General features: G+C 61.5%; 14 protein-coding genes. All 14 read left to right on the top strand.

What is annotated here, in order from left to right; all coding sequences use genetic code 11:
• The first annotated feature begins 71 nt into the window (after positions 1-71).
• Positions 72-548 carry a flagellar basal body-associated FliL family protein gene (locus tag QZ501_RS08835; RefSeq protein WP_160898896.1) on the top strand — a complete coding sequence of 159 codons (477 nt, stop codon included), beginning with the start codon at positions 72-74 and terminating at the stop codon, positions 546-548.
• Positions 549-575: 27 nt separating this feature from the next.
• Positions 576-1,580 (top strand): flagellar motor switch protein FliM, encoded by a 1,005-nt coding sequence (gene fliM, locus QZ501_RS08830; protein WP_340162449.1) that lies wholly within the window; start codon positions 576-578, stop codon positions 1,578-1,580.
• Positions 1,573-2,094, top strand: coding sequence for a flagellar motor switch protein FliN (gene fliN, locus QZ501_RS08825; RefSeq protein WP_160898895.1), 522 nt, complete (start codon positions 1,573-1,575; stop codon positions 2,092-2,094). Before fliM ends, fliN begins: the two co-directional genes overlap by 8 nt.
• Entirely contained in the window at positions 2,091-2,561 is a 471-nt protein-coding gene (fliO, locus tag QZ501_RS08820; protein WP_160898894.1) for a flagellar biosynthetic protein FliO, read from the top strand. Before fliN ends, fliO begins: the two co-directional genes overlap by 4 nt.
• 11 nt (positions 2,562-2,572) lie before the next feature.
• Positions 2,573-3,325, top strand: a complete 753-nt coding sequence (fliP, locus tag QZ501_RS08815) for a flagellar type III secretion system pore protein FliP (protein WP_295718828.1) — start codon at positions 2,573-2,575, stop codon at positions 3,323-3,325.
• Positions 3,326-3,337: 12 nt separating this feature from the next.
• Positions 3,338-3,607 (top strand): flagellar biosynthesis protein FliQ, encoded by a 270-nt coding sequence (gene fliQ, locus QZ501_RS08810; RefSeq protein ID WP_295718826.1) that lies wholly within the window; start codon positions 3,338-3,340, stop codon positions 3,605-3,607.
• A gap of 4 nt (positions 3,608-3,611) precedes the next feature.
• Positions 3,612-4,391 carry a flagellar biosynthetic protein FliR gene (fliR, locus tag QZ501_RS08805; RefSeq protein WP_160898891.1) on the top strand — a complete coding sequence of 260 codons (780 nt, stop codon included), beginning with the start codon at positions 3,612-3,614 and terminating at the stop codon, positions 4,389-4,391.
• A 15-nt stretch (positions 4,392-4,406) separates the two neighbouring features.
• Entirely contained in the window at positions 4,407-5,546 is a 1,140-nt protein-coding gene (flhB, locus tag QZ501_RS08800) for a flagellar biosynthesis protein FlhB (RefSeq protein WP_295718823.1), read from the top strand.
• Positions 5,547-5,648: 102 nt separating this feature from the next.
• A complete protein-coding gene (gene flhA, locus QZ501_RS08795) occupies positions 5,649-7,835 on the top strand; it encodes a flagellar biosynthesis protein FlhA (RefSeq protein WP_151439305.1) in 2,187 nt (728 codons plus the stop codon).
• Positions 7,836-7,861: 26 nt separating this feature from the next.
• Entirely contained in the window at positions 7,862-9,151 is a 1,290-nt protein-coding gene (gene flhF, locus QZ501_RS08790) for a flagellar biosynthesis protein FlhF (RefSeq protein ID WP_151439306.1), read from the top strand.
• A 59-nt stretch (positions 9,152-9,210) separates the two neighbouring features.
• Entirely contained in the window at positions 9,211-10,017 is an 807-nt protein-coding gene (locus QZ501_RS08785) for a MinD/ParA family protein (RefSeq protein ID WP_151439307.1), read from the top strand.
• Positions 10,018-10,063: 46 nt separating this feature from the next.
• On the top strand, positions 10,064-10,795 hold the full coding sequence (locus tag QZ501_RS08780; RefSeq protein ID WP_160898889.1) for an RNA polymerase sigma factor FliA: 732 nt from the start codon (positions 10,064-10,066) through the stop codon (positions 10,793-10,795).
• Positions 10,796-10,894: 99 nt separating this feature from the next.
• A complete protein-coding gene (cheY, locus tag QZ501_RS08775; protein WP_077531624.1) occupies positions 10,895-11,278 on the top strand; it encodes a chemotaxis response regulator CheY in 384 nt (127 codons plus the stop codon).
• A gap of 16 nt (positions 11,279-11,294) precedes the next feature.
• On the top strand, positions 11,295-11,971 hold a 677-nt coding region (locus QZ501_RS08770), incomplete at its 3' end, for a protein phosphatase CheZ (protein ID WP_295718818.1).

Here is an 11,971-nt window from a genome sequence, read left to right as displayed (position 1 = left end):
CCGGTCAACTATATTGATGGCACACGAATTGCTGCCCTTGGGCAGCTGTCACTGAGCGACGGGATTACGGCATGGCCGGGAACGGTAAAGGCGGCAAGTTCAAAACCATTATCATCGCAGTTCTGGGTGTGATTCTGGCAGTTGGTGTGTCGGTAGCCGGTACCCTCTGGTTTCTGGGTGAAACCAGCTTCGGAGGCGGCAGCGGCAACAGCCAGGAGCAGAGTGAAGCCCATACGCCGGCCAGCTATTTCGAGTTAGCGGACCCGCTGGTGGTGTCGGTCAGTGGGGATCAGCAGCGTTATCTGCAGCTGCATCTGGCGTTTGTCATGCGTGGGGAGGATGTCTCGGCCGCGCTTGAACGTCACCGGCCCACTGTACGCAGCCGGCTCCGGGGGCTGCTGCAGGAGCAGTCTTTTGAACAGCTCCGCACCCGCGAGGGCAAGCAGGCACTGCTCGAGGATATGCGCGACGCCGTGAACGCTGTACTTAAGGCGGAAAACGCGTCTTCGATTGAGCAGGTACTGTTCACCAACTTTGTCATGCAGTGACCCGGGGATACGGGCCCGGGCTGGGGAATAATCATGCAGGATCTGCTGTCGCAGGATGAAATCGACGCGCTGCTCCACGGTGTTGACGATGGCGACGTGGACACCGATGACGAAGAGGATACGGGTGAAGCCAAGACCTTTGATCTGGCGACCCAGGACCGTATCGTCCGCGGGCGCATGCCGACGCTGGAGATGATCAACGAACGGTTTGCGCGCTACACCCGGATCAGTCTGTTCAATCTCCTGCGTCGCAACGCGGATGTGGCCGCGGCCGGCATCCAGATCATGAAGTTCGGGGAATACATCCATACCCTTTTCGTGCCCACGAGCCTCAATCTGGTCAAAATGCGGCCGCTTCGGGGCACGGCGCTCTACATCATGGACGCCAAGCTGGTCTTCAAGCTGGTGGACAACTTCTTCGGAGGGGAGGGGCGCCACGCCAAGATCGAGGGCAGGGAATTCACGCCCACCGAGACGCGCATTGTGCAGATGGTGCTGGAGCAGGTATTCCAGGACATGAAGGAGGCCTGGAGCGCGGTGTTCAAGGTGGACTTCGAGTACCTGTCGTCGGAGGTGAACCCCTCCATGGCGAACATCGTCAGCCCCAGCGAGGTGGTGATCGTCAGCACCTTCCAGATTGAGCTGGACGGCGGCGGTGGCGAGATGGACATCGCCATTCCCTATTCGATGGTTGAGCCCATCCGCGAGCTTCTGGACGCCGGCGTTCAGAGTGACGTGGACGAGGTTGATGAACGCTGGGTCAATGCCCTGCAGGAGGACATCAAGGAAGTCGAGGTGCCGGTGAACGTGACCGTGGCTGAGCGCCAGATTTCCCTGCGTGAGGTCGCGCAGTTCGAGGCGGGGGATATCATTCCCATCGACATGCCCGAGGACGCCACCATGACCGCCAATGGCATTCCCATCTACAAGGGGAACCTGGGCACCCGCGACGGCAATATGGCGCTGCGGGTCACGGATCAGATCAAACGGCCCGAGACCACCAACAAGCTGAAGGTTCAGGACAATGGCTGAAGACGAACACAACGGCAACGGCGAGGAAATGACCGAGGACGAGAAGCTCGCCGCCGAATGGGAGCAGGCCATGGGTGACGCCGGTGAAGGCGAGGCCTCAGGCGGTGAGGATGACCGGGGTGATGAATGGGCGGCTGCCATGGCGGAAGCCGGTGGCAGTGGCGAGGGCGGTGCCAGTGGCCGCGGCGAGGATGTGCGCCAGGCGCCCATGCAGGACTTTACCCATGAGCCCGAGCCCGGCGGGGAGCAGCACCCGGATCTGGATGTGATCCTGGATATTCCGGTGACCATCTCCATGGAAGTGGGTAATACCAGCATCCCGATCCGCAACCTGCTCCAGCTCAATCAGGGCTCGGTGATTGAGCTGGACCGGCTGGCCGGAGAGCCACTGGATGTGCTGGTCAACGGTATGCTGATCGCCCACGGTGAGGTGGTGATGGTGAACGAGAAGTTCGGCATCCGCCTCACCGATGTGATCAGCCCCTCCGAACGCATCCGCAAGCTGTCCAAATGAACCGGTCCGTGCTTTACGCTCGCTGGACGCTGGGCCTTGCCGGGCTTATGCCACTTCTGGTTAAGGCCCAGGAAGCCCAGCAGGAAACCGGGGGTGACGGAATCGGCGCCAGCACGCCGGACACCATGACGACTGCGCTCACTCTGGGAGCCGGGTTGATCGTGGTGTTGGCGTTCATCCTCTTCAGCGGCTGGATCGCCCGTCGCGTCCAGGGCCTGGGCGGCGTCAATACTCAGGCGCTCAAGGTGGTCGCGGTCCTCTCCGTCGGCCAGAAAGAGCGTGTGGCTCTTGTTGAAGTTGGCGATAAACAGATACTTATAGGCATTACGCCACAATCGGTACGAACCCTGCATGTCTTTGATGAACCCGTTGTCACCGGGGCGCAATCCGCGGCCAGTGGTGACTTCGCCCGTAAGCTCCAGCAGGTGATGGGGCGCGGCGCAACGGGAGGTTCCAATGACGTGTAGGGGGATCATCCATGACATCGAGGTACGCCTGGATAACGGGGGCACTGCTGCTGTTCGCCCCCTTACTGGCTCAGGCCGCGCCTGAGGGCATCCCGGCGCTCTCGCTCACCACCACCGAGGACGGCGAACAGCAGTACTCCGTAACCCTGCAGATTGTGGCGCTGATGACGGCGCTGAGCTTTCTGCCGGCGGCACTGATGATGATGACGTCCTTCACCCGCATCATTGTCACCTTCGCCATCCTGCGCCAGGCTATCGGGCTCCAGCAGACCCCCTCCAACCAGATCCTGATCGGGCTCGCGCTCTTTCTCTCGATCTTCATCATGTCGCCGGTGTTCGAGCGCGCCAATCAGGAGGCGCTGCAGCCCTATCTCAGTGGGGACATGGCCGCGATGGAGGCGGTTGAGAGTGCCAGCCAGCCCTTCCGGGAGTTCATGATCGGTCAGACCCGTAAGACGGACCTGAATATGTTCGTCCGGATCGCGGGCGAAGAGGACAGTTATGAGGGGCCCGAAGACGTGTCCTTCTGGATTCTGATGCCGGCCTTCGTGACCAGTGAGCTCAAGACCGCATTCCAGATCGGGTTCATGCTGTTCATCCCCTTCCTGATCATCGACATGGTGGTGGCGAGCGTGCTCATGGCCATGGGCATGATGATGCTTTCACCGATCATCATCTCGCTGCCGTTCAAGATCATGCTGTTCGTGCTGGTGGATGGGTGGGCCATGGTGATGGGCACGCTGGCGGCCAGTTACGGGCTATAGAGGGGAGGCGTTATGACACCGGAAATGGTGATAGAGCTGATGCGGGACGCCCTCTGGCTGATTGTGACGATGGCGTTGGCCATCATTGGCCCGGGGCTGATGGTGGGGTTGGTGGTCTCCACTTTCCAGGCCGCGACCCAGATCAACGAGCAGACACTGAGTTTCCTGCCACGTCTGATCGTGACCCTGCTGGTGCTGATCGTTTGGGGGCCCTGGCTGCTGACCCTGCTGCTGGATCACACCAATGAACTGATCAACAACATTCCGAACACGATCGGGTAGGGCCATGCCGATTGAACTGGGACCGGATGCAATCGGGCAGTGGCTGGGGCAGTTCCTATGGCCGCTGTTCCGCATTGGAAGTTTCCTGATGGTGATCCCCATCTTCGGGACCCAGCTGGTCACTGCCCGCATCCGCATAGGGCTGGCTCTGGTGATGACGGTGCTGGTGATGCCCATGCTGGGGGATGTGCCGGTGCTGGATTCGATTTCGCCGGAAATGGCGGTGATCTCGATCCAGCAGGTGCTGATCGGCAGTGCCATGGGGTTTGCGGTCTACATGCTGTTCCAGCTGTTCGTGGTGGCGGGCCAGATGATCGCGATGCAGATGGGGCTCGGCTTTGCGTCCATGGTGGATCCTGCCAATGGGGTGAACGTGCCGGTGCTTTCCCAGTTCTACCTCAACGGCATCACGCTGCTGTTCCTGGCGATGAACGGGCACCTGGTGCTGTTCGATGTGCTGGTCGAGAGCTTCAACACCATACCCATCGCAACAGACGGCCTGGCCATCGAGTCCTTCCGCCAGCTTGCCCACCGCATGACCTGGCTGTTCGCCAGCGCCATGCTGTTGGCACTGCCGGCCATGGCGGCGGTCCTGATCGTGTACATCTCCTTCGGCGTGATGACACGCGCGGCGCCCCAGATGAATATCTTCGCCATCGGCTTTCCGGTCGCGCTGCTGTTCGGGCTCTTTGCCAACTGGGTTCTGATGCGCGATCTGGCGCCACACTTCCAGGAATTCAGCCGCGAGACATTCATCTTCCTGCGTGAGATGCAGCGAACCTGATCAGGAGGTGCTTCCATGGCGGAAGGTGGTGGTGATGACAGCCAGGAAAAAACGGAAGACCCGACCCCGAGGCGGCTCGAGAAGGCCCGCGAAGAAGGGCAGGTCCCCCAGTCCAAGGATCTGGGTACCGCGCTGGTCCTGATGGCAGGAGCTACGGGGCTGCTGCTGTTTGGCGGTTCCATCGGGGGGGAACTCAAGCAGATGCTCGAGTTCAATTTCGCGCTGGAGCGGGGTCAGATTTTTGACACCTCCCAGATGCTCCAGCACCTGGGCCAGTCTGCCACCACGGCTGCGGTCGCGCTAACGCCGCTGCTCATCGCCCTGGCCGTGGCTGCCTTCCTGGGTCCGATCATGCTCAGCGGGTTCCTGCTCTCCGGCAAGGCAGTGGCGCCGCAGCTCAGCCGGATGAGCCCGGTCAAGGGGTTGGGGCGGATGTTCGGCATTCGCTCGCTGGTGGAGCTGGGGAAAAGCGTGGCCAAGGTATCCCTGGTGTGCCTCATTGCCATGGCGATCCTCGATATCCGCACGGAAGACCTGCTTGCAATATCGAGTGAATCCCCCAACCGTGCCACCGAGCATACGCTCTGGACACTGGCCTGGAGCTTCTTCCTGCTGTCCTGTTCCACCATCATCATCGCCGTGATCGATGTGCCCTTCCAGATCCACGATCACCAGAAGAAGATGCGGATGTCCAAGCAGGAGGTAAAGGACGAGTTCAAGGAGACCGAGGGCAAACCCGAGGTCAAGCAGAAGGTCCGTCAGCTGCAGCAGGAGATGACCCAGCGGCGCATGATGGAGGATGTGCCCAGCGCGGACGTGGTGATCACCAACCCGGAACACTACGCCGTGGCGCTGAAGTACGACGGCAAGAGCATGGCAGCGCCGGTGGTCGTGGCCAAGGGGGCGGACGAGATCGCTACCAAGATCATGGAGATCGCGCGGGAGCACCGGGTGGATGTGCTGCGCACGCCGCCGCTGGCACGGGCCGTCTACCACAACGCGGAGATTGGCGAGAACATTCCCGAAGGCCTCTACATGGCCGTGGCCCAGGTTCTGGCCTACCTCTTCCAGCTCCGGCAGTACCGCCGCAATGGGGGTAAGAAACCGGTCATGCCGGCGTTGCCGATTCCTGATGACCTCAAACGCGATGAATGACGGATCTGGTATGGCGCTTGCACTAACCATCCTGTAACCCGGTTTGGCGCCAGAAAAACGGCGCCCTGATCACTTATCAGCGCTTGGAGGTACCGGACGGTCATGGATCGGGCGGGGGCAATCGACCAACTCAGAGGCCTGAAGGGCATTCTGGACGGGAATGTCGCGATCCCGTTCATGCTCATGGTGCTTCTGGGCATGATGACCCTGCCCATTCCGGTCTTCCTGCTGGACGTGGCCTTCACTTTCAATATCGCCCTGTCGTTGGTGATCATCCTGGTGGCGATCTACGCCATGCGGCCCATGGATTTCGCGGCATTCCCAACGGTGCTGCTGGTGGCCACACTGCTGCGGCTGGCGCTGAACGTGGCCTCCACCCGGATCGTGCTGCTGCACGGGCACGAAGGCGGTGCCGCCGCGGGCAAGGTGATCGAGTCCTTCGGTGAAGTGCTGATCGGCGGCAACTACGCCGTGGGCCTGGTGGTGTTCGCCATCCTGATGATCATCAACTTCATCGTGGTGACCAAGGGCGCGGGCCGGGTCTCCGAGGTCAGTGCCCGGTTCACACTGGATGCCATGCCCGGCAAACAGATGGCCATCGACGCCGACCTCAACGCCGGCCTGATCAGCCAGGACGAAGCCCGGGACCGCCGGGCCGAGGTGGCCGGTGAGGCGGATTTCTACGGTTCCATGGATGGCGCTTCCAAGTTTGTGCGTGGCGACGCCATTGCTGGCCTTCTGATCCTTTTCATCAACATTGTCGGTGGCGTCAGCATCGGCATGTTCCAGCACGGGCTGGCTTTCGGTCAGGCGGTTGAGAACTACGCGCTGCTGACCATCGGTGACGGCCTGGTCGCCCAGATCCCCTCGCTGCTGCTCTCCGCCGCTGCCGCCATCATCGTGACGCGGGTGGGCAAGTCCCAGGAGATGAGCTCCCAGGTCGTCGAGCAGATGTTCTCCTCCCCGAACGCCATCGGCATTGCCGGCGGCATCCTGATCGGACTCAGTCTGATCCCGGGCATGCCCACGGTGGCGTTCATGGGCTTGGGGGGCATGGCGGTGGCTGTCGCCTGGTTCATCTGGAAGCGCGGCCAGCAGGTCGTTGAGGAAGGTGCCGGCAGCGCGCCGGTGGCCCGCCAGGCCGCCGGTGGTGAGGGTGGCGGCGCCCAGCAGCGGACCATCACTGAGGACCAGCAGCAGGCATTGCCCGGTGGCGGCACCGGGGAAACCAAGGAGCTGGCCTGGGAAGATGTGGTCAGTGTGGACATTGTCGGCCTTGAGGTCGGGTACCGGCTGATCCCGCTGGTGGACAAGAATCAGGGGGGGCAGCTGCTGGCACGGATCAAGGGTGTGCGCAAGAAGCTTTCCCAGGATCTGGGCTTTCTCATGCCCTCGGTTCACATCCGCGACAACCTGGATCTGATGCCCAACGTCTATCGCATTACCCTGATGGGCGTGACGCTGGCGGAAGCGGAGATCCATCCGGACCGGGAGCTGGCTATTGATCCAGGGCAGGTGTTCGGCAAGGTCGAGGGGATTGCCGGTAAGGATCCGGCATTCGGCCTGGATGCCACCTGGATTGAGCCCGCCCAGCGTGATCAGGCGCAGACGCTTGGCTACACCGTTGTGGACGCCTCCACCGTGGTTGCAACCCACCTGAACCAGGTGCTGCAGGAGCATGCCCACGAGCTGCTGGGCCACGAGGAGGTCCAGAAGTGGCTGGACCAGCTCGAGAAGGCCTCGCCCAAGCTGGCCGAGGAGCTGGTGCCCAACACCGTTTCCATCAGCCTGCTCCTTAAGGTGCTGCAGAACCTGCTGCTGGAGGAGGTGCCGATCCGGGATATGCGCAGTATCGCCGAAGCCATTGTCAATGTTCAGCCACGCAGTCAGGACCCGAGCGTTCTGACCACCGCGGCGCGTAAATCGCTCAAGCGCATGATCGTGCAGAAGCTGGTTGGCAATGAGAGCGAGGTTCCGGTGATCACGCTGGATCCGCAGCTGGAACAGATGTTGCTTAAGTCTGTACAGCAGGGTCAACAATCCGGCACGGCCGATGATATCGGCATGATCCTGGAGCCCAATATGGTCGAGAAGCTCCAGCGCTCACTCTCGGATGCGGCCCAGAAACAGGAGGCGGTTGGCAAACCCGCCATCCTGCTGGTATCGGCCCCCCTGCGACCGGTACTGGCAAGGTTTGTCCGGTATGGGGTGGAACGGCTGCACGTTCTTTCCTATCAGGAAATTCCGGAGAACAAGCAGGTCACGATTGTGTCATCCATTGGCCAATAAACTGACGGCGGCGGAGGTTCCCTGCCATGCAAGTCAAACGCTTTTTTGCTCCCACCATGCCCGAGGCGTTGCGGATGGTCCGCAGTGAAATGGGTGATGATGCGGTGATCCTCTCTAGCAAGCGGGTGGAAGACGGCGTCGAAATCGTGACGGCACTGGATTACGACGAGGGTGAGGTCCGAAGCCAGCTCGGCGTGGCGGACGAGGACAAGGCCAACGCCGCGCGTCTGGCCGAGCTTCAGGCGGAGAAGCACCGTAATCTGGAGGAGGCCATGGCGAAATCCCGTGCCCACATCAGCGAGGTGCAGCAGCGCTCGCACCACGGCCAGGAGCCGGTGGGGCCAGCGGCCGTTGGCAGTTCCGAGTCTGGGAGGGAGACGGAAAACACCCCATCTCCCGGCGGGGAGGGCGATGCGTTGAGCTCCATGCGGGCCGAGATCCATTCCCTGAGGGATATGCTTCAGCAGATGAACGGCCAGCAGGGCACCGCGACGCCCGGTGAAAAGACCCAGGGCGTGGTCGAGCAGCGTCTGTCGGACCGGCTTCAGGATCTTGGGCTGCCGCGCGATCAGGGCCGTGAGCTGGCTGCTGAACATGGCCAGGGGCGGCTCGACGCCGGGTGGAAGAGCGCGCTCAAGGCTCTGGCGGCCCGAGTGGAAACCGTGCGTGAGAATCCACTGGAACGTGGCGGCATCTACGCCCTGCTTGGCCCCACCGGCTCCGGAAAGACAACCACCATCGGCAAGATGGCGGCGCAGTTCGTGCTGCGTCACGGTGCGGAAAAGCTGGCGTTAGTGACCACGGACCGCTATCGTGTGGCCGCCCATGAGCAGCTGTTCGTGTTCGGGCGCATTCTGAATGTGCCGGTGCGGGTGGTGGACGAGGCCAACAGCCTGGATGCCATTCTGGATGATCTGTCGGACCGCAAGCTGATCCTGATTGATACGGCTGGCCTCACGGCGGCGGATCGTGGCTGGCAGGAGCAGATCGAGGAGCTGGTCAGCAGCCGCCATCCGGTGCGGCCCTATCTGCTGATTTCGGCGACAAGCCAGCCGCGCATTATGCAATCCACGTGGCATTGCTATAATGCCGTTGGGTTGGCGGGCTGCATCCTGACCAAGACGGACGAAGCCCTGACGCTTGGCGAGGTGGTGGGCTTTGCGGCGCAGAGCCGGTTGCCGGTCGCGTTCTACACCAACGGTCAGAAGATTCCCGACGACCTGCACCGCGCGGGCGCCGGGGATCTGGTCAAGCAGGCGGTGCGCCGTCACCAGGCACTCAATCGCGGTGAAAGCGCCATGGCCGAGGGCGCCTGACATGGGATCGGGCGTCTCCTCACAATGCAACAGCAACAGGACGGGAGAGCCCATTCCGCATGAGTAAACCGGTACAGGTGATCGCGGTCACCGGGGGCAAGGGCGGTGTCGGCAAGAGCAACGTCTCGGTCAACCTGGGTATAGCCCTCAGTGAGATGGGCCAGCGCGTTGTGGTTCTTGATGCCGACCTCGGGCTGGCGAACATCGATGTGCTGCTGGGGATCAGTGCCACCTACAATATTTCCGATGTGCTCGCCGGGGAATGCAGCCTTACGGACATCCTAGTGGACGGCCCCGGGGGTATCCGCATCGTGCCCGCCTCCTCCGGAACCCAGCGCATGACCAATCTCAGCCATATGGAGCATGCCGGTCTCATTTCCGCCTTCAGTGAACTCGGCGATGACATCGACGTACTCATAGTAGACACGGCGGCTGGGATCTCGGAGTCCGTGGTCAGTTTTCTGAGGGCTTCGCAGGAACTGATGCTGGTGGTGAATGATGAGCCCACTTCCATCACCGATACCTATGCGCTGATCAAGCTGATGAATCGGGACTATGGCACCCACAGGTTCCGGGTACTGGCGAACATGGTGCGCACGGAGCAGGATGGCAAGGCTCTTTACGACAAGCTCTACCGGGTCACCGAGCGGTTTCTGGACGTTGCCCTGCAGTATGTGGGCAGCATTCCCCTGGATGAACAGGTGAAGAAGGCCGTTCGCCGGCAGAAGACGGTCATGGAGCTGTACCCGAATGCCAAGGCATCCCAGGCATTCCGGGATCTGGCGAAGAAGGTGGATCAGTGGCCGCTGCCATCATCGCCAAGGGGGCATCTTGAATTTTTTGTTGAACGGCTTGTGCAGGACTGACAGGGCGTTCCATCCTTGAGCAGGGGCTTACGGGAGTGGCCAAACCATGACGCAGTCCGGGCCGCTGGATCTCTATACACAGACGCGCCGGGCGGATGTGGATGAGCTTGTCGAGACCCACATGCCGCTGGTCAAGAAGATCGCGTTGCACCTGATGGCGCGCCTGCCGGATCATATCCAGCTTGAGGATCTGATGCAGGCGGGCATGATCGGGCTTCTGGAGGCGGCACGCCGGTATGAGTCCGGCCAGGGTGCGACCTTCGAGACCTATGCGGGCATCCGGATCCGCGGCGCCATTGTGGATGAGATCCGACGTGGGGACTGGGTGCCCCGCTCAGTCCACCGCAATGCCCGCCGTATTTCCGAGGCCATCCAGACGGTTGAGGGCCGGGAAGGACGTGATGCAAAGGACGCTGAGATCGCCGATGAGCTGGGCGTGTCTCTGGATGACTACCACAGCCGTGCCAGTGATGCGACCACCGGCCGCCTGTTCAGCCTGGATGAGCTGACGGAGAAAAACGAACACATCAATGATCAGGCCCCGCAGGAAGGACCCGAGGGCGAGCTTCAGGATGCGGATTTCCGACGTGCGCTGGCCGGTGAGATTGATCAATTGCCGGAACGGGAGCGGCTGGTACTGTCGCTCTACTATCAGGATGAGCTCAACCTGAAGGAAATCGGTGCCGTGCTGGAGGTCAGCGAGTCACGGGTAAGCCAGATCCACGGTCAGGCTGCGGCGCGGCTGCGGGCCCGCATGCTCGAACGTACCGGGGGCTGACTGGTTAGATTTCGACAAACGTCTAGACTGTGAAAGTGAGTGTTGGTGCACGGGCCGCCCAGGCAGACGTGACAACAACCGGAGTGTTTGGAGGCTGTTTTGGACAAGAACATGAAGATTCTTGTTGTGGATGATTTCTCCACGATGAGACGGATCGTGAGGAACCTGCTGCGCGACCTCGGCTTCAACAACATCGAGGAGGCGGATGACGGTAATACCGCGCTGCCGATGCTGCGCAACGGCAAATTCGACTTCCTGGTGACTGATTGGAACATGCCGGGTATGAGCGGTATGGAACTGCTTCAGGCGGTCCGGGCGGATGAGAACCTCAAGCATCTGCCGATTCTGATGGTGACCGCTGAGGCGAAGCGGGACCAGATCGTGGCCGCCGCCCAGGCGGGGGTGAACGGCTATGTGGTCAAGCCGTTCACGGCCGCGGTGCTCAAGGACAAGATCGAGAAGATATTTGAACGCGTCGAGTGAACCAGGTGCAGACGGCATGAGTGAGCTCAACCGGGAAGACATTACCGAGGAAGTGGCTGAGGAACTCAAAGCGCACGCCGCTGGCCTCAAGGAAGCCCTCGATCAGGGCAATATCAGCGATGCCATGCAGCGCATCGCTGAGCTGGGTGAGGTGCGCGACCGCAGCCTCTACCGTGAGGTTGGGCGCCTGACACGCAGCCTCCATGAAGCCCTGCGCAATTTCGAGATCAAGGCCGAGAACCGTGAGCAGCAGGAAGAGCTCTCCAAAATGGCGGATGCGTCGGACCGCCTGGATTACGTGGTTCAGCTGACCAGCCGCTCGGCCAACCGGACCATGGACCTGGTCGAGGACACCATGCCGGTAGCTTCCAACCTGCGCGAGGAGGCCAATGCCATCCGCGAGGACTGGGGAAGGCTGCGTCGCCGCGAGATGAAGCCGTCCGAGTTCCGGGAACTCTACCAGCGGATCGATGCCTTTCTGGATCGCATTGTCTCGGACTCGGATCGTCTGCATGGCAATCTTTCCGAGATTCTTCTGGCGCAGGATTTCCAGGACCTCACCGGCCAGGTGATCCAGCGGGTGACCTCGCTGGTGAAGGAAGTGGAGGATCATCTGGTGAAGCTGATGGTCATGGCCAGTGATGTGGACCGCATTACCGGTGTGGTCCACGATCAGGAGGAGGGCAGTCAGGA

Source organism: uncultured Halovibrio sp., assembly GCF_913056445.1.
In the GTDB taxonomy this organism is placed as follows: domain Bacteria; phylum Pseudomonadota; class Gammaproteobacteria; order Pseudomonadales; family Oleiphilaceae; genus Halospina; species Halospina utahensis_B.
The sequence above is the reverse complement of the archived record's forward strand: the minus strand, read 5'-3'. Positions and strand labels throughout refer to the sequence as shown.